The organism is Spirosoma pollinicola (genome assembly GCF_002831565.1).
Classification (GTDB): Bacteria; Bacteroidota; Bacteroidia; order Cytophagales; family Spirosomataceae; genus Spirosoma; species Spirosoma pollinicola.
Genome location: NZ_CP025096.1, coordinates 585,002 through 602,969, shown reverse-complemented (window position 1 = coordinate 602,969; position 17,968 = coordinate 585,002). Strand labels below are relative to the sequence as shown.

The 17,968-nt window shown below is 49.1% G+C and carries 19 protein-coding genes, 1 tRNA gene and 1 pseudogene; 10 read left to right on the top strand and 11 right to left on the bottom strand.

Features of this window, described 5'->3' with window-relative positions; genetic code table 11:
• The first annotated feature begins 479 nt into the window (after positions 1-479).
• The 8 genes from CWM47_RS02545 (at position 480) to CWM47_RS02505 (ending at position 8,201) form a co-directional block, all read left to right on the top strand.
• Positions 480-980, top strand: a complete 501-nt coding sequence (locus CWM47_RS02545) for a nuclear transport factor 2 family protein (RefSeq protein WP_100986215.1) — start codon at positions 480-482, stop codon at positions 978-980.
• 25 nt (positions 981-1,005) lie between these two features.
• Complete coding sequence (locus CWM47_RS02540; protein ID WP_100986214.1) at positions 1,006-1,503, top strand: hypothetical protein; 498 nt, start codon at positions 1,006-1,008, stop codon at positions 1,501-1,503.
• A gap of 26 nt (positions 1,504-1,529) precedes the next feature.
• Positions 1,530-2,285, top strand: coding sequence for an SDR family NAD(P)-dependent oxidoreductase (locus CWM47_RS02535; RefSeq protein WP_100986213.1), 756 nt, complete (start codon positions 1,530-1,532; stop codon positions 2,283-2,285).
• 204 nt (positions 2,286-2,489) lie between these two features.
• The gene (locus CWM47_RS02530) at positions 2,490-3,326 is read left to right on the top strand and encodes a hypothetical protein (protein WP_100986212.1); all 837 of its coding nucleotides are present in this window, start codon (positions 2,490-2,492) and stop codon (positions 3,324-3,326) included.
• 627 nt (positions 3,327-3,953) lie between these two features.
• The gene (locus CWM47_RS02520) at positions 3,954-4,808 is read left to right on the top strand and encodes a hypothetical protein (RefSeq protein WP_100986210.1); all 855 of its coding nucleotides are present in this window, start codon (positions 3,954-3,956) and stop codon (positions 4,806-4,808) included.
• Between the two features lie 40 nt (positions 4,809-4,848).
• On the top strand, positions 4,849-5,925 hold the full coding sequence (locus CWM47_RS02515) for a hypothetical protein (protein ID WP_100986209.1): 1,077 nt from the start codon (positions 4,849-4,851) through the stop codon (positions 5,923-5,925).
• 12 nt (positions 5,926-5,937) lie between these two features.
• On the top strand, positions 5,938-7,425 hold the full coding sequence (locus CWM47_RS02510) for an MBOAT family O-acyltransferase (protein ID WP_100986208.1): 1,488 nt from the start codon (positions 5,938-5,940) through the stop codon (positions 7,423-7,425).
• A gap of 578 nt (positions 7,426-8,003) precedes the next feature.
• Complete coding sequence (locus tag CWM47_RS02505; RefSeq protein WP_100986207.1) at positions 8,004-8,201, top strand: hypothetical protein; 198 nt, start codon at positions 8,004-8,006, stop codon at positions 8,199-8,201.
• A 1,122-nt stretch (positions 8,202-9,323) separates the two neighbouring features.
• Here CWM47_RS02505 and CWM47_RS02490 read toward each other — a convergent pair.
• The 4 genes and pseudogenes from CWM47_RS02490 to CWM47_RS02475 all read right to left on the bottom strand — a co-directional run bounded on the left by CWM47_RS02490 (position 9,324) and on the right by CWM47_RS02475 (position 12,078).
• Entirely contained in the window at positions 9,324-9,965 is a 642-nt protein-coding gene (locus tag CWM47_RS02490) for a Gfo/Idh/MocA family oxidoreductase (RefSeq protein ID WP_157815879.1), read from the bottom strand.
• The gene (locus CWM47_RS02485; protein WP_100986203.1) at positions 9,881-10,444 is read right to left on the bottom strand and encodes a Gfo/Idh/MocA family protein; all 564 of its coding nucleotides are present in this window, start codon (positions 10,442-10,444) and stop codon (positions 9,881-9,883) included. The genes CWM47_RS02490 and CWM47_RS02485 overlap by 85 nt, the downstream gene beginning before the upstream one ends.
• 121 nt (positions 10,445-10,565) lie before the next feature.
• Positions 10,566-11,114 (bottom strand): annotated as a pseudogene (locus CWM47_RS02480) (YceI family protein).
• Between the two features lie 91 nt (positions 11,115-11,205).
• A complete protein-coding gene (locus tag CWM47_RS02475; protein ID WP_100986202.1) occupies positions 11,206-12,078 on the bottom strand; it encodes a pirin family protein in 873 nt (290 codons plus the stop codon).
• A gap of 162 nt (positions 12,079-12,240) precedes the next feature.
• Between CWM47_RS02475 and CWM47_RS02470 the strand changes: the two genes are divergently transcribed.
• A complete protein-coding gene (locus CWM47_RS02470) occupies positions 12,241-12,597 on the top strand; it encodes a winged helix-turn-helix transcriptional regulator (protein ID WP_100986201.1) in 357 nt (118 codons plus the stop codon).
• A 42-nt stretch (positions 12,598-12,639) separates the two neighbouring features.
• On the opposite strand, the gene CWM47_RS02465 is transcribed toward CWM47_RS02470, so the two are convergent.
• Positions 12,640-12,999: a winged helix-turn-helix transcriptional regulator gene (locus CWM47_RS02465; protein ID WP_100986200.1), complete on the bottom strand. Its 360-nt coding sequence runs from the start codon at positions 12,997-12,999 to the stop codon at positions 12,640-12,642.
• 128 nt (positions 13,000-13,127) lie between these two features.
• Here CWM47_RS02465 and CWM47_RS02460 point away from each other — a divergent pair, with 128 nt between their 5' ends.
• Positions 13,128-13,331 carry an SDR family NAD(P)-dependent oxidoreductase gene (locus CWM47_RS02460; RefSeq protein WP_394341976.1) on the top strand — a complete coding sequence of 68 codons (204 nt, stop codon included), beginning with the start codon at positions 13,128-13,130 and terminating at the stop codon, positions 13,329-13,331.
• An 11-nt stretch (positions 13,332-13,342) separates the two neighbouring features.
• On the opposite strand, the gene CWM47_RS02455 is transcribed toward CWM47_RS02460, so the two are convergent.
• The 6 genes from CWM47_RS02455 to rpoN all read right to left on the bottom strand — a co-directional run bounded on the left by CWM47_RS02455 (position 13,343) and on the right by rpoN (position 17,964).
• Positions 13,343-13,975: an ISAon1 family transposase gene (locus CWM47_RS02455; RefSeq protein ID WP_449448543.1), complete on the bottom strand. Its 633-nt coding sequence runs from the start codon at positions 13,973-13,975 to the stop codon at positions 13,343-13,345.
• A gap of 134 nt (positions 13,976-14,109) precedes the next feature.
• Positions 14,110-14,685 carry an ISAon1 family transposase N-terminal region protein gene (locus CWM47_RS39045; protein WP_240625678.1) on the bottom strand — a complete coding sequence of 192 codons (576 nt, stop codon included), beginning with the start codon at positions 14,683-14,685 and terminating at the stop codon, positions 14,110-14,112.
• A gap of 149 nt (positions 14,686-14,834) precedes the next feature.
• Positions 14,835-14,911: transfer RNA gene (locus tag CWM47_RS02445), tRNA-Arg, on the bottom strand.
• 66 nt (positions 14,912-14,977) lie between these two features.
• Positions 14,978-15,775, bottom strand: a complete 798-nt coding sequence (locus CWM47_RS02440) for an enoyl-CoA hydratase/isomerase family protein (protein WP_100993702.1) — start codon at positions 15,773-15,775, stop codon at positions 14,978-14,980.
• 15 nt (positions 15,776-15,790) lie between these two features.
• The gene (locus tag CWM47_RS02435; protein ID WP_100993701.1) at positions 15,791-16,378 is read right to left on the bottom strand and encodes a phosphatase PAP2 family protein; all 588 of its coding nucleotides are present in this window, start codon (positions 16,376-16,378) and stop codon (positions 15,791-15,793) included.
• Positions 16,379-16,512: 134 nt separating this feature from the next.
• Positions 16,513-17,964, bottom strand: a complete 1,452-nt coding sequence (gene rpoN / locus CWM47_RS02430; protein ID WP_100986199.1) for an RNA polymerase factor sigma-54 — start codon at positions 17,962-17,964, stop codon at positions 16,513-16,515.
• Positions 17,965-17,968: the final 4 nt, after the last annotated feature.

Sequence of the window (17,968 nt, the reverse complement as noted above, 5' to 3'; positions counted from 1 at the left end):
TGAGTGAATGGTCATTTTTTTGAGTGAGCTATTTTCCTGACCGTTTACAGTCGCCACTCAGAATTATGACGGTTCACGCAGAATACCATACCGCTCACGCTGCCTTGTTTTTAGCCCGCCAGTCAACTCGCTACGTTTGAGGCTATTAGCTGTATTTACTGGTTACACCAATCATGAAATCTCCTGTACTTCTATTCCTAATTCTATCCACACCCTTCACGCAAGTACGGGCACAAGCGATTCTAAGTGGGACCGTTCAGGATGGAGTTGGTAGTTCAATGCCTTTTGCGAGTATAGCTTTGGTAAACATCCGTGATTCGAGCATTTCCAAAAGTACTTCCAGTGATGAGCAGGGTTTGTACAGTTTCCAAAATCAGCAACTTAAAAACGAATGACGACGGCGCGCGGCCTCGGAGGATAAAAGCCGCCGGGCGAATGAATACCAATCCTTTACAAACCAATAAACCCAACTAAATCCAATGAAAATTACCCTGATCTCCTTGGTATCAGCTACCATGCTGCTGGTATTTTCAATCTGTTCATCTGCCCAAACGACGGGCGAAGAAGCCGCCATTCGGCAGGTGCTCCACGCTTCCCACCTTGCCTTCAATAAGCGTGAACTAAAGGTATTTTCCGGCTATTTTATCCAATCGCCAACGCTCTATTACCAGGTCACTACTGCGGATAATCACTTGTATATGGCACGAGGCTGGGAGGCTATGACGCACATGGTCGGGAATCACATGAAAGATGATCCACAAGATTTCCCAGCCGATCCTACCCCTATCCCCAGCACAGATACCCATATTCACGTCAATGGCAACACCGCCTGGGTCGATGAAACGACCCACTGGGAGGGTGACGGTAAAAAGTGGAATGGGCGTGACCTGCTGATTCTGGAAAAACAGGCGGCTGGATGGAAGATTGCCGCCCTGACGACCCAAGTATATTCGGAAGGCAATCTGATAGAAATTAAGTAATCCAGCACATTAAAAAACTAAAATTATGGCCATGAATCTTGAGCAGGTATTGGCTACTGCCAAAGACGGCAGTTCAGTCCACATTACACTGGTAAGTAATCAAAACAATGGCATCGCCAGCTATGCCGACGGATCGCTGATTTTTCATCCACAATCGGGCGGGACAGAATTTGGTGGACCTCCGCTTCGACCAGCGCATATGGAATCGGCCAGTCCAATGAAAATGTATTTCAGCGACAGACGGCTTTCCATCGATCCAGTCCCTGCGGGTGGGTTTGCACCGACCCCCCGGCAACCGTTCAATGCCAATGCTACGGAGGCCCTTAGCGTGTCGGTTGCCATGACTGCCAGCGATCACAAAACAATCAACGTCAGTATCAAAGTCTTCGGCAATACAGTGAAGTTCACGATGGACCGGATAGGTGATCTCTACGCGGGTGTAGGGCCCTCGCTTAGTCAATCGTCGGGAGCCGTTTTTGTTCTTGCTTTTACGGGTGTCTCCCAGCTACAGATTATCCACTGAGTTTACCTACTTAACCCGTTACTGCAATGAGGCTAAAAGATCGGATTGCTATCGTTACGGGGGCTGCTCGTGGCATCGGCCAGGCATACTGTCTGGCTTTATCCCGCGAGGGTGCTCTGGTGGTGGCAGTTGATATCCTGTCCTGTGCACAAACCGTTTCGGACGTACAGAAAGCGGGTGGGCAGGTGTCGGAAATAACAACCAATATAGAGAATTGGCAGGCCGTTCAGGCCATGACCGACAGTGTCCTGCAACACTACGGCCGGATTGATATTCTGGTTAATAATGCAGCCCTGATTCCTAAGCTCGCTCCCTTTGATGAGGTTTCGGAAGACGAATGGGATCAGGTGATGGCTGTCAACGTAAAGGGGATGTGGCTGTTTTGTAAGGCCTTTATTCCCATTATGCGCCAGCAGGGAAAAGGTAGGATCATAAACATCTCCTCCAATACGATATGGGCGGGCACGCCAATGCTCTTGCCCTACGTAGCATCGAAAGGGGCAATTCTGTCGTTCACCCGTACCCTGGCCCGCGAGTTAGCCGGCTCAGGCATCAATGTGAACTGTGTTACGCCCGGCCTTACGTTGACGGAGGGGGTCCAGCAAATGGCACCCCCGGAAACGGTTGAGTACATTCAGTCCATTACGCTTGACCAGCAGATTATCAAGCGCCGGGAAGAACCGAATGATCTCGCGGGCGCAGTGGTATTTCTGGCTTCGGATGACAGTGATTTCATTACCGGCCAGACGATCAACGTGGATGGCGGATGGACCCATCATTAAGCAGAAAATCAGTCATAACGGACGTTTCCCCAGGCAGGCCAAAATCCGACTACTACAACGTCTATCAATTTCAGTAGGACAGTTTTGTTTTTCCCATTGACCAACAGATTCTATGACACAGCACCGATGAATAAAACACTAGTCAGCAAACAAGTATAAGCTGCTGCTATACTTCTATACCGGATTTTTCAATCTTTCCATATCATGAAAAAGCAATGTAAACCCAGGTGGCTCATCAAAAGCGGCATCATTTGTTGGATACTGGTACCCCTTTTTCTGAGCGTAACCGCTGACGCTCAACCTATAGCCGACCCGCAGGATCACGTTGCCCGTAGCTTCATAGCGGCTGTTTTTAATGGAAATTATAAACAGGCCTGGGACCTTTTCGACCCGGAGGCCCAGAAGGCCACCCCGCTGGAGCAGTTTTCCCCAATAGCCAGGAAGATCGATTCTGTGGCGAAGGGATTTGGATTTGGCCAGGAAATAATGGAGTTCATGAGGGGCTTTCGAACGTATCAGACCGGGCAGAGCATCTGGGTTTATACGTATAAATTTAAAGGAGATGTGAGCAAAGGAATGCTGCCTTCGGCGCTGATTGATGTAGCGTTTAAGGACAGGCAAACCACGTTGGTCTATGGCATTGTACCTAAGTTTCCGGCTCTTTCCCAGTCCCAGCCAACCTCAAACTATATTTCGACAAGCAGCGGAAAAGAAATAACGCTGGAAAAAGAACAGCAATGGCTGGTAGACAACAAGACTATCAATGTCAATGAACTGGCGCTGATTCTGGATAATACCACCGCTCTTTTCGCCATAAAAGTCTGGGATGAGGAAGCAAAGGGCATTACCCAGCAACGGGCCAAAGAAAAAGCGATACCGATTGTAAAATATGCCATTGCTAACGGGTATTTACCCAAAGCAGAAGCAGGAGCCAGTCAGGCAAAACGGAAACTATCAGAAGGGATTGGCGTCGCTTTCATTCAGCCGGGTACGCATGGGGGCTATCGGATTATAATCGCTCCGGCAGATATTAAAAATTAAGCCGATCAGACCGGCTTTCCCCTGGATTCGTCGGCGTAAAGTTTGCCTTCATCGAACAACATCAATTCGAATTACTATCCATAAACTAATAAAAACCGGCCTGCTTTTACTGATGCTGTCAGTTGCTGCACTGACTGCCTTCGCAACGAATTCATTGGATCAAACGTCGGGCGATGAGGCCGTCATCCGCCAGGTTTTAGAAAATAGGCAGCTGGCATTTGATATAACGCGACATCAAAAGTTTTGGAAGCCTTTTTGTCCAATCGCCGGATTTGTATTATCAGGCTGCGCCCGGCGGAGGAGTAATGATTGAAGCTCATGGGTACAACAATAGGGTAAAAATGATAGGTAATCGTTTGATCGAGCTTGTCGATGTACCACCTACCTAAAACGTATTCACTCAGTATAAAACCCACATCAACGGGCATTGGGCCTGGGGCACGTTTACCCTGACTGCCGACCTGCCCGATGACCAGCAAATCAACGCCTGTCAGTTTTCGGTCTTGGAAAAGCAGAAAGGCATCTGAGAAATTGCCGCTATGATTTGGCAGGACTACCCCGAGGGGAAACTCATCAATGTAAAATAGCTAATACATAAGGCTAACGCTTAACTAATTCCATAAAACCATGGCTACTGAAAAACAAACCAACAAAGCGCGTAAAATGCTCGAAGCCATTCACGGCCCCGCATTGTCAGAAGCAGAATCGGGACAAGTGACTGACGTGATGAGCGCCCGATTTGCGCGCGAAGTCGAACAACAACAGACTCAGCAAAAGAAGTTTCGTGAAATCACCAGACCACTAAGCGAGGCACTGGCGCGGACCTATGCGGAATTAACGGACAAGATGCGTGCTGAGCTCGAAGCGTCTTTTAGCAAAATTCCACCCGTCAAGCCGCCTGATACGCCAACATTTGATTCAGCACTATTGCCCGGTTCCATTATCGCCATTTTTGCTCCCCCTTATGACTTTGGCGTCCAGCATGGAGGGCAGGAGGCCTCAGGGCGGGCTGATATTGGCCAGATTCACGTTCGTAGTCAGGAAATCGGCGCCGGGGCCATTTCAGCCAATGCCCAGATTGGTAAATGGTTTTGGCCGATCACCAATGGTATTGTTCGGTTTCGGACCGTTGTTGACTACTCTTTCTCATGGTGGGACAAATCGCTCTTCTATACCGCTCACAATCATGGCTTCGTCGGCGTCTTCGTTTTCGAGCAGACCAATTCTGTAAACAGGCTCATTCTGGACAATCGTGTACAGCTCTGGAATGACGGAACTGGCTGGGTAGAAGGCCATAATGGTTCAGGAAGTGGCTTTCACGAGGTGTTTGACCTTCCCTTCTTTGCGAGACAGGGTTCAGCTTATTTTCTCGGCGTTTGGTGTGGCTGTTCCGTCGATGCAGACAGTGGGTTTGGTGGGTTTAGTGCGGCATCGGCAGAATTTACCGGCAACGTACCGCTGATTGTTGTAAAAACTCAATAAAAGAGCCTGGCACTTACCAGATCCACTTAACCGGCAAATCATGAACACAACAAACTATTCCAAAACCGGCTGGCTCACAGTAGTCCTCGTTCTAACGTTCGTAATCGGATGGGAACGCTACTGGCGGCATGAAAATTATGTCCTTTCGTATAACGACGACGAGAGTTTATGGTCCAGCAAACGAAAACAGGTCTATCAGAGCAGCCATAGTCGACCCGTTCTGATTGGTTCCTCGCGCATCAAGTTCGACCTCGATCTGGCTACCTGGGAGCGCATCACGGGTGAGAAACCGATTCAGTTATCCATGCCAGGTACATCTCCACGGCCATTCCTGACCGATTTGGGCAACGATCCGAACTTCAAAGGGACGCTACTTATCGACGTCACCGAGCCCTTGTTTTTTACGCCAACCGGGTCTTTCCCGGAACAGGAAGCGATCAAACGGGTCAAGGCATATCCAAACTGGTCACTTTCCCAGCAGATCAGTTTTCAGATCAACCACGTTCTGGAGGCCAATTTTGTGTTTCTGGATGACCTGAATTTGGCGCTGGGGCCCCTGCTGACTCATCTGCCCATCCCTAATCGACTTGGTACGTGGGGTGGACCGACATTTCCTTATGAATTCGGGTTTAACCAATTCGACCGGCAAACGAAGATGTGGCCCGCCTTTGTCGCCGATACCAACCTGCAGCGTCAGGTAAAGAATGAATGGGTAAATATCGGTTCACATAGCCCTAAAGAAGCCATTGCGGGGCCTCCCCTGGAGGAAATCTTTAAAGAAACCAGGCAATCGGTCAATCAGATTCGGGCGCGCGGTGGTAAGGTCGTCTTCATCCGGACGCCTTCGGACGGACCGATGCGGGATATTGAAAACAAGATGTTCCCCCGTGCGGCCTACTGGGATCGACTGCTTTCGTATACGAATACCCCCGGAATTCACGCAGCCGACTACCCGGCCTTGAGCCGCTTCACATGTCCGGAATGGTCGCATCTGACGCCCAAAGATGCCGTGTTCTTCACACAGGATCTGCTCCCGGTTATTGAGCAGAAAATGGGCTGGTCGCTGCAACGAAATCCATCTGTATCGACTTTCAGAACGCCTTCCTCTACGCTTTAATCAACCCTGACAATGGTCTTCAATTCCTACACCTTCATTCTATTTTTTGCGGTCATTCTGGTGCTGCACAACCTGCCTTTTTCCTGGAAGGTAAAAAAGATAAACCTGCTGCTGGCCAGCTATCTGTTCTACGCCCTATGGAACCCGCCCTTCATTCTGCTACTGTGGCTGTCAACGGTCGTCGATTTCTACATGGCACGCCTGATTTCGGTTGAGCAGCGGCCTCGCAATCGAAAACTCCTGCTAACCGTCAGTCTGGTACTGAATCTGGGTATGCTGAGTTATTTCAAATACGGCGGGTTTCTGCTGGAAAACTTTACGGCACTCCTGTCGGCGATGGGCATCGTGTTTCATGCCGTAAAACCCGATATTATTCTACCCATCGGCATTTCCTTTTACACCTTCGTTACGCTCTCGTATACGCTGGACGTGTATCGACGCAAATTTGCGCCCGAACCTTCGTTTCTGAACTTCGCGCTGTTTGTTACGTATTTCCCCCACCTGGTGGCTGGCCCGATTGTGCGTCCGGAAGACCTGATTCCGCAGTTCAAAACACCGCGCCGGGCCACGGGGCAGCAACTGAGCTGGGGGCTATTTCTGCTTTCACTAGGCTTATTCATGAAGGTAACGATTGCCGACGGGCTGCTGGCAGCATCTGCTGATCTGATCTTTGGCCTGCCGTTTCCGGTGCAACCGCTCGATGCCTGGATGGGCGTATTAGCCTTTTCGGGGCAAATTTTCTGCGATTTCGGTGGCTATTCGACCTGCGCCATTGGTGTGTCGTTGTGTCTGGGGTTTGAACTGCCCGATAATTTTCGGTATCCCTATGCGGCCATTGGGTTCTCCGATTTCTGGCGTCGCTGGCACATTACGCTGTCAACCTGGCTGCGTGATTACCTGTATATCCCCTTGGGGGGCAACCGGCACGGCACCGTTAGAACATATATAAACCTGATGATTACGATGCTGTTGGGTGGGCTCTGGCATGGAGCGTCGTGGACGTTTGTTGTGTGGGGGGCGCTACATGGGTTGTTTCTCTGCATCGAGCGATTCTGGCGCGACAGGTCGGCTCAGCGTCGGGCAATTCGGGCGGAGGCAATGGTCGACGGGTCGATGCTGAATCGTGCCGCTATTATTCCACCCATACACGTTTCCAGTCCGCTTGCTCAGTTTGGGCTGGCGATGCTGACACTGCTTTTGGTAAACATTACGTGGGTCTTTTTCCGGGCTCCTACGTTCGGTGGTGCTACCTTGCTGCTGCTGTCGATGTTTGGTGTTATTCCCAATGGCGCGCCTATGCTCACGAACCTGGCCATCCTGACGGTCAGTAGTATTACGATCGGCATTATTGTCTGTCACTGGCTGATGCGGGACAGTTCGCTGCTTGCGTTTTCGAAACGGCTGCCCTGGTGGGGGCTAAGTCTTGGCTGGTCAAGTCTGCTCATTCTGGTAATTCTGACCCAGAAAAGTAGCGGGTCCTTTATATACTTTCAGTTTTAGGTTCTTGGGACTGCGTTCCTAATTCAACGCTTGTTCAGGTGCAAAAATATGCTTTCTATGATCCATTCACCAGTTGAATCAGTTGCTGCCAATCGACCCAATCGTCGGGGACACTATTTTTTCGTCAGCATGGAGATCGTCTTTTTTATCATTTCGATAGTCTGGTTTATGCCCAGTTACCAAGGGGTATCCAGCGAATCGTTAAAGTCTCACAGGTTCACGCATGCGCATGGAACTGTGATGACCGGTTGGCTGACCATATTTCTGATTAAGAGTCTATTGGCCGCCAGAAGTAATCTGAAATATCACCGAAAATTAGGGCAATTCGGCTTCATTTTGGGAATACTTGTCTGGTTCGTGATGATTGCTGCCAGCACACGGGCGCGATTATGTCCTTGTACGTACTGGCGACCGGAATGATTCGCTTATGAGACTGACCGACTTTTGCAACCGCACCGGCGGCCCGGAGCCACTCTGATTATACAACAAGAATCACCGTAGCTTAAAGAGCTTGCAAAGAGTATTGGTAACTAGCCTTTATTAGCACTTATTAATGCGGCCCTAACACACCAAAAACTATGAAAAATCGACGCAGGTCTCTTCTCCAGTTCTTCGTGTTTACAGTTATTGGAGGCTTCAACTTTTTAAGCCTGTTAGGTCGTCCCTTTTTTGAGAACATGACAGGGGGAGATATTGCACACGTAATCGGCACAGTTGTGGCGTTTGGGTTTGCAATCTTGTTTCTTAAGGAATACTTTTTCGGCCGTCGCTCATAATGAAGACTGGGCATCCCCAGCACTAGTAATTAGTAAGTGTCTGCGACGCAGACTCCGCTTTACATAATATCTTTTTCATATTATTCTTAAGTAGATATGTTGAAATCTCAACCCCTACTGACATCGACCTTGGTATATCTGACTTAGCTTTGACGTAGTCCAGATGATGTTTAATGTCTTTGTTAATAAATTCTATTTATGTCTAATAAAAATAGTATGTATATCATAATTGCAGTTATCATTTTAGGTTTAGTCTACGCCCTACTTGTACAAAAAACTGGCATCTGGAAGCGAGCGAAGAGACGACAGCTCCTGTGGAAACAGTATGAGCATGGTATGAAGCCACTGATATTGCTCCTACCTGGGATCCTTTGGTTGGAAAAATCAGCTTAAATGGTCCTTTCGCCGTAGTCACAACCGGTACTAATACCGCTCCTAATGGAATGAAGTTCAATATGATTTTCACAGAGGTAAGTCGATTCAAAAGCTATACCGAGGTAACCAGTTTATTGGGTGCAAAAATGAGCTTTATTCATACCCTAATTGTCAATGATCGCGGCTGCACTATTAATCACGAAGTAGTTTGTACAGGGTTTTTATCCTCATTTTATGGACTGCTTTTGAGAAAGGAGTATAAAACTAAATTTCCAATAGCACTAAAAAACTTAGCCCGTTTGGCGAGTAATGGCTTGCCGATAAGTCTTAAAAGTTAATTACAGATCGGGTTGACCAGCTACAGATTTTTTCATCAATTTGTCACATAACCTAATCATAGTGGCTCCGGGCCGCCGGTGCGGTTGCAAAAGTCCGGCATGAGTTTGAAAAGCCCAATTTGTTAGCCATTTTCTGGCTATTAACCGGCAGAAAAACCGTTTATAGGATTCATTCAAGTAAGTATTGACTTTGGGTTGCTTTGCCGTTTCGTACAAAATCCGTCACTTGGCGTTAAAAAGTCTAGTCCTCGAAACAAGAATAGAGCGTTATTGCGAGATACTCACCTTCAACTTGTTGCTGCCTAATGGGGGCGTCTCAAGAAATGGCAAACTAGACAATCTGTAAATAGAAAGAGCAGAAACACTCGAGTGTAATCGAATGTTTCACAATTTAAATCGTCGATTTAAACTAATAAGCCAGGTTCCCAACTGGAGTTGCCTGACTTATCCGTTGTCCGGTCCGGGAGGAAAGGCGAATGTCGTCTATCAACTTGTGCAGCCAAACAGCCTCCTCAAACGAGGGAGCTGTTTGGGTTCCGTTCAGTATATCACTAGCCAGCCTTCGGTAGATTTCTTTGACGTTGGTATGGGGCCCAAAATGGTCCATACCGGCTATCTCAATACGTTCTGGCTCCTGCCCGGAGGGAGAATAACGCGTAATGGCGATATTCGCCAGTTGGGTATGTCCGGTGGAGGCTGTTATAACCAACTGCCCCGTTGTTCCCTCAATTTGCCAACTAAAAGCGTCCCCATAAACCGGATGCCCACCCGTATACTCCATAGAAAGCGGGGCACCGTTGGTCAGGCTGGCGATCACCGAGATATAATCAGGCGCGTCAGCCTCGATATATGTACCCGAATCGAGCACTTTTACCCGTGGATAGCGCGTGTGAACGTTGGCGGATAATTCACGGATACTGCCCAGCACATCGCAGACAGCGGCAAGCGTGTGCGCGAACGGGATGGTCAGCAGGTCAGCCCCACTGGCTTGCTTCCGTAAATATGCCTCGTTTTTTGTATCGCTGATCGTAGCCCCCAGGGGGTGGCCCAACCGTGGATGCGACTGGATACAATCGAACCGATCGAATTCGTTTGGATGAGCTCGGAGAGCGTACGGATCGCCGGTGATACCCGTGCCTGCGTTCCTGCCACCGCCACCACGGAACGCTCGCGGGCCATAGCGGCCAGCTCTTCGGCTTCGGCCAGGGTGCGACCCAGCGGCCACTCACAATAGACATGCTTCCCATGCGAGAGGATGCTCTTGACGGCCTCATAATGCAGCGGTACGCGAACCGTCACGACAACCAGGTCAATATCTTCCGATGCGGCCATCTCGTCAATAGTGCCGAACGCGCGAGGAATAGCGCAGGCCTCGGCGGCCGCCCGTGAACTTTCCAGGCTGGAGTTGACAACGCCAACGATCTCATAGTGGTCGGTCAATTGGCGGAGCGCCGGTAGATGGGCAACAGCCGCCCAACTTCGGCCGGCCTGCAAGCCAACCAGACCAACTCGTAGTTTCTGTTTTTTCATCGTTTAGGCTTTTCTAGACAGTTCCTGTTCAGTTGAACCGAAAAAGACTAAGCAGCCTTTCAAAGCCCCTGCCAGGTGGTGGCAAACGAGTTTAAAAGCTTGCTTATTACTTTACTTATGGTTAGGCGACTACAGGCTCCAGCTGTTTGACCAGTTGAATTTCACTTGTAAGCTTTACTTCTTCACCTAATGCTACCCCGCCGGTTTCCAGTACGCCATTGAAGGTAATGCCCCAATCACTACGGTTGATCTTTCCACTGATGGTATAGCCCGCCCGAACGCCACCCCAGGGGTCTTTCGTTACGCCACTATACTCAACCGATAGTTTGACCGGTTTACTAACGCCTTTCATCGTTAAATCCCCATAAACGGTAAAGGTGTCATCGGATAGTTTCTCAACTTTTGTCGATTGGAAGCTTAACTGGGGATAGGTTTCGGCTTCGAAAAAATCGGAGTTACGCAGGTGATGGTCGCGTTGCTCATTGTTGGTATGAATGGACGCAATTTGGGCGGTAGCTCATATTTGAGCGGTGCTAAAGTCGTCATCCTGGGTTTCAACGTCTACCTGAAACTGTTGGAAAGAACCCGATACATTACTGATCATTAAATGTCTGATCTTGAAGCCTAATTCGCTGTGCGTGGGGTCAAGAACCCATTTAGTAGTTGACATGTGACTGAAAATTATTGAGTTGTAATAACGAAGTTTATGTGAAGGCTCTCCAGCAGGCAAAGCCATTTTAGTAAAGAAGCCGTGGCTGGCTTTACCAGAGAATCCGTTGCGAAGCCTCCACGGTGGCGATGTGGTGCAGTTTGCCCTGTCGGTATTCCTGATAGAGTCGTCGAATGTCATCCTGTGTATCGCCAATGAAAGGGCCGTGCGACACGATGGCATCCCCTTGCGGCTCTCCAGCATAGAGAATGATCCGGGCTCCGGTTTCACCGCCTGTGAGCTTGAGCTCGCTTAGTGTCTCTTCGGCGTGTCTATCCAGCCAGCCCACTTGATCCCGATGGAGTTCGTTGGCTTCATCGCCCAGTTGCAGACTTCCCTCAAGCACATACAGGAACGTGGTGAAGGAGGCCGGCAGGTGTTGCACAGTCGTCGTGCCGGGCTGCAAGTGGATATCGGCAAGAATAAGCGGGGTATAATTCTGAATGGGTGACGTCATTCCCGCCAGAGATCCGCTGTATACCTTTATGGTTGTTCCCTGGTGGGTTGCCGTAGGAACTTTCTCCAAAGGCAGATCCTGTACCCGTGGCGTAGCCCAGCGATCTTTCTTGGGTAGATTCAACCATAACTGCAACAGGCGCATCGACGCTTTCCCTTCGATGGTTTCGGTATGGATGATCCCACTCCCCGCCGTCATGAGCTGCAAATCACCACCCTTCATCTGGTAAGCGTCGTCGCCTATGCTACCTTCCAGGAGCAAGGATACGGTTTCAAATCCGGCATGGGGATGCGGACCGCCCACAGGCTGCTCATCTTGCTTGTCGAGTCGATCATCCATCAAGATAATGAACGGATCACTTTCTGTAAAATCGACCTGAATAACCGGACTGGCTAAGTGGCCAGGTCCTAAAAACCCCGGCTGAGTAGGCGGAGTATATGTTTTGACGAGTTTCCGATGACGGTTCATATTCCTGTTTTATAGATGGCGCTACATATTGTTCATCATTGATGATACAAATTTACGGTTCTTACTATACTTTTGTGAGTACTATACTAGAGTATAGCACTATACTCCAGTATAGCTAACAGGGCTAGATTGTAATCCAGCTAACCATGACAACTATATAAAATGGAAACGACCGATCTTAAGCACGCCGAGTGTATCAGTATATTGCGACCTATCCGGGATGCGCTGGATGTGTTGAATGGCAAATGGAAGCTGCCTATTATTGTGGCCCTCACCTTCGGGGAAAAGCGGTTTGGCGAAATTTCCAAGGAAGTCCACGGGATTACGGACCGAATGCTCGCCAAAGAGCTACGGGATATGGAGGTAAACGGTCTAGTAAAACGGAAGGTGTACGATACCTATCCCGTCAAAGTCACGTACATGTTGACCCCGCATAGTGAGACCCTTAACGGGGTAATTGAATCACTACGTAGCTGGGGCGAGTTACACCGGAAAAAAATCCTCTCGGGGGACGTGTGAATGAACGTAATTAGAAACCGGTTACAGTGTCTATCATTGGGGTTAAGGGTTGATGCCCTTCAGAATGAGCGTCCGCAACTGCTCCTCATGCTGATCGCCCCATTGCCCGATAGCACCAATAACAGGGATGAGCGATTGGCCCAAATCGGTGAGAAAATACTCCACTTTAGGAGGGACAACCGGATAAATTACTTTCCCCACCAATTCGTGGCTTTCCAGTTCTTTTAACTGTACGTTCAGTACACGCCGGGAAGCGCCCGGAATTTTTCGCTGGAGCTCGCTGGGGCGTTGAAAACCTTCGTGGATAAGCCACAAAAGCCGCATCTTCCATTTTCCGTAGAGTACTTCGCCAATCAGGTCGAGCCCGCAGTTCAACTCAGGCAATGTCTTTCGTTCGTACATACGACAAAGATAACCCGGTACATGGGCCCCTTCAATAGGGATAAATTTATCCCTATCTGAATCGTAAGTCCGTACTTATCAACACCTGTCGTACTACCGAAATTTGTCCTGAACAAAACAACAGCGTTATGGAGGCTACTTTTGAAAACGAACTGACAGGCAAACTAGCCCTGGTTACCGGTGGCAGTAAAGGAATGGGTAAGGCGATCACCGATCGGCTGCTGACGGCAGGGGCCACCGTGATCGTTACGGCCCGAAACAAGCCGGAAGACCAAACGAATGGCATTCATTTCATCGCTGCCGATTTAAGGGATCAATTCCAAAAGTTGTGAAGCATCTAGGATTAAGCATATAACTGAGTTAGGCGGTAGAGAAAGAATTCCACGTTTCGAACCCCTCTAAATTGGCTCCTGAATGCTTTGATCTTGGCATTGAAGGACTCGGCCGAGGCATTCGTACTGCGATTGTCAAAGTAGTTGAGGATGGTCTCGTAGTGGTGCTGGATCGACCGGGCCACCGGGTTGAAGGCCTTGAAATCGGCTTGGCGTACTTTTTCATGCCACTTGGCCAAACGGACTAAGCCATAGAGTTTGTCGGTCGTCTTCTCAAAGATATGACTCAGCGACTGACTCAACTCATAAGCCGTCTTCAAATCAGGATAGCGATCAAATAGTAAAGTGGCCCGCTCTTGCTGACTGGCCGTCCAATCTGTCGGCTTTTTATAGAGCACGTACCGACTGCGAGCCAGCAGTTGTTTCACCGTGTCCCCATTGGTCAGTACTGCTGGTTGATAAACCAGTTGGTTCCCCTTTTCTTGCTCAAGGGCCTCATTGTCAGCATTCAGGGCTTGCCAGCGGTAGTGGATGCGCATGTCCTGAACAGCCTCCAAAGCCAGTTGCTGCACATGGAAACGGTCGGTTACCTGGGTAGCCTTCGGAAAACATTTTTTGGCGATCAGCCCCATGTTCCCTGCCATGTCCAGGGTAATCTATTTTACCTTTTTGCGCTGTTTGTCAGGCAACTTACGCAGAATGTCAATCACCGTTTCGGCCTTAGTCCCTGCTACAATGGCCACAAGGCTGCCAGATCGGCCTTGGGCGGCTTTATTGGTCAGAATCGTGTAGAACTCAACCTGTGATAGGCTTGTTTCATCCAGCGACAGATGCGGACCCAGATTTTGGGGATACAGTAGTCAGTCCTTGGCATGTGCCCGTTGATCCCAATTCGTAAAGCCACGTTGACAATCACGGTATTGACGCAACAAGGCTTGGCCACCAACGCCATAAAATCCACCAATAGCTCGAATGCTAGTCGGGTTGGTATCGACTGATCTGTTTTAAAAAAGCCCGCAACGGCGGACCGTGCGAATTCACTCGTCATTCGCGTTCCATCAGCCACTTGGGTCCAGTCTCGGTAGACCACCTTGCCGGTCCTGGTGTTCAGCCAGCGACGACGCTTGATATGGAGGAATACTTGCTGACCACGGATGGGAAAGTCCTGAACAGTAATGACCGGAAAGAATCCTTTAGAGAGTAAGTTTTTTCGCTCTGGGTCCGTCTGATCCGCATTTTTCTCTTCGATATAAACGTGAAAGACGCCCTGGGGACGGTCAATGGATGTCAATTCGAAATTTTCCAGAATAAACTCAGGCAACAGGAACTGGATGATGGGCCAGAAACTCTCCAAAGCAAGTAGGTTTGATTAAGAGCACAAACCTAGAAAAATACAACGCTCTCCACAACTTTTGGAATTGATCCAAAAAAAGTACTAACTAATTGGTTATAAGTAAAAAGGCCTTGCAAATCAGAGAATTGCAAGGCCTTTAAATTGTACTTTGGTGCACTCGTAGGGATTCGAACCCCAAACCTCCTGATCCGTAGTCAGGTGCTCTATCCAATTGAGCTACGAATGCATTGCTATGTAGCATTTCCCGTTGATTGGGAGTGCAAAAGTAGGTAGAAAAATGACGTTTGTCAATCTATTTGCCGGAAAAATTTGCTTTGCGCTTCATCAGAAAGGCGCCAATACCCTCCATCGCATCCGTCGAACGGCCTAATACGTCCTGACTGTCAGCTTCTTGTTCGAGCTGGTGGTCGAGATCAGAGTAGAGTGATTGATTCAAAACTTTTTTCATTTTCCCAATGGCAAGGGTAGGGGCAACCGCATAATAGGACACAACGGCATCTACGGCCGTGTCCAACTCCGCCGTTGCTACCGAACGGCTGACCAGACCAATCTGGGCGGCTTCGGGTCCGTAAACACGTCGGCCGGTGCTGCACATATCGAATGCCCGTTGCGGGCCAATGAGTCGGGGTAGAAAGAACGTTGACCCGGCATCGGGCATAAGGCCGATGTTTACAAAGATCTGGCTGAAATACGCTTCGTCTGTGCAGATCACCACGTCGCAGGCCAGTGCCAGCGAGCAGCCCGCTCCGGCAGCCAGGCCATTGATACGGCCAACGACGGGCTTGGCCAGATTGCGGATGGCCTGAATCATAGGGTGGTAAGTTGCCCGGAGAGAATCGCCAAGGGCAAGCTGACCGCCCGCCGATAGACTCGTGGTAATGCCTTCTTTCAGGTCAGCACCCGACGAAAACGCCTTATCGCCCGCGCCGGTAAGCACTACTACCCGAATTTGTTGGTCGGCACCGGCGGCTTCTATGGCAGTCGTTATGTCCTGAATCAGGCCGGGGCTGAGGGCGTTATATACTTGTGGACGGTTGAGGGTAATACGGCAAACCGCATCTGTAACCTCGTAGAGAAGATTTTCGTACATACCAATCATAAGTCTTTAGACAAACCAAAACACCGTGAGCAAACTAACCACCAAGCCAAGCGCCAGGCCGGCACTGATCTGGGCCGGTGTGTGTGCATTTAATTTGAGCCGGGCACTCGCTACAAAACCCGCCAGCACGATTAGGAGCAAGAGTGGTATAAACAGATCATTCAGGCTGAATCGGAGCATCAGGCCACTGACAACGCCAACCACACCGCCAATACCAACCGTATGCGCACTTATTTGCCAGTTTAAGCTAACAAGGCCTACCAGTAGGATCGACACTGCAATGCTACCGATCAGGATGCCGATCTCAGGGGCAAGGGTCGATAATACCTGCATGTGAAAGGTAAATAAGTAACCCGTGATTGTATAAATCACGGCCGTCAGGAAGTATGGTAAACGCCGATCTGCCAGGGTAGTCAAGTGAAGACTTTGGACATACCCACCCCTGAAAAGGTAGTAGATAACCAGCGATGGTACCATGAAGGTGCCCACAAAAATCAAGACAAGAATGCTGCCCCGCAAAGAAGGCGAAAAGACATCCAGCCCTAATACGCCGGGGACGCGGAATAGCAACAGACCGAATAAGAACGTCGGCATCAGCAACGGATGAAGAAGAACCGACAGAACACGGGCAAGAGGAATACTCAATGGAAAATGAATAATGTAGAATGAATAATGCTGTAAAAATACGCGCTATGTCTATTGCATTTTACATTATCCAGTATTCATTTTTATAACTGTTTCCGCAGTCGCGCTACCGGAATGTTCAGTTGTTCGCGGTATTTGGCTACCGTTCGGCGGGCGATGTTGTAGCCCCGGTCGTTCAGGATTTTTTCGAGTTTATCATCAGAGAGCGGATGAAGCTTAGGTTCGGCATCGATCAGGTCTTTCAGAATGTTTTTTACCTCTCGGCTGCTGACGTCCTCACCGGTATCGGTAGAGATACCCTCCGAGAAAAAATATTTAAGCGGATAGATGCCAAATTCTGTCTGAACGGCTTTGCTGTTGGCCACCCGCGACACTGTCGATACGTCCATGTCGATCAGCGTGGCAATGTCTTTCAGAATCATGGGCCGAAGCCGGGATTCATCGCCGGTCAGGAAAAAATCATATTGGTAGCGAACAATTGCGTTCATTGTCCTGAGCAGGGTTTGCTGACGTTGCTTGATAGCGTCGATAAACCATTTGGCGGCATCCAGCTTCTGCTTTACAAAGGAGACCGTTTCCTTCAGGTTCTTATTCTGCTTCTTGTTGCTTTTGTCGTAAGTGTCGAGCATATCGGCAAACGAGCGGCTGATACGCAATTCGGGCGCGTTTTTGGAATTTAGCGTCAATTCAAGCTTACCATTGCTGTTCGACAGCAGGAAATCGGGAATCAGGTATTGAATGTTACCCGATTCGCCTTCCATAGAGCCGGGTTTGGGATTTAACCTGATAATGATATCGATAACCCGCTTTAGCGACTCGTCGCTGATGTTTAACCGTCGCTGAATTTTGTCGTAGTGCTTTTTAGAGAATTCGTCAAAGAATTCGTCGATGATTCGAATAGCCAGAATGGTATAAGGGTCTGACTGGTCTTTGCGCCGAAGTTGTAGCAACAGGCATTCTGGTAGTGAGCGGGCACCAATACCTGCCGGATCGAAAGACTGAATTTTATGCAGTACATCTTCTACCTCTTCCGAGTCGGTGAATACGTTTTGGGAGAACGCCAGATCGTTTACAATAGCCTGAATTGACCGACGGATATACCCATCTGATTCAATACTGCCAATGAGTTGCATGCCAACGACACGTTGATCTTCCGTTAAATTCAAGTACCCGAACTGTTGCAATAGGGAATCGGTAAGGCTGGAACTGGTTGCCAGTGGCATATCGCGCTCCTCTTCACCCTGGTTGCCATCCCCTTGCATCTTATACCCGGCATAGTCTTCGTCCTGAATATAGCTATCTATATCGAGGTCATTATCACGGTCTTTGAAGTCATCTGTATCATCGAAGGAGTCGTCATCATCTTTTTGGTCATAGTCCTCATCCATACCCTCTTCGAGCGCCGGATTAATTTCCAGCTCTTCTTCAATGCGTGTGTCCAGTTCAATAGTAGGAATCTGTAACAGCTTGATGAATTGAATCTGCTGCGGAGATAACTTCTGCTGGAGAGATTGAGAAAGACTTAATTTCTGCATGAAT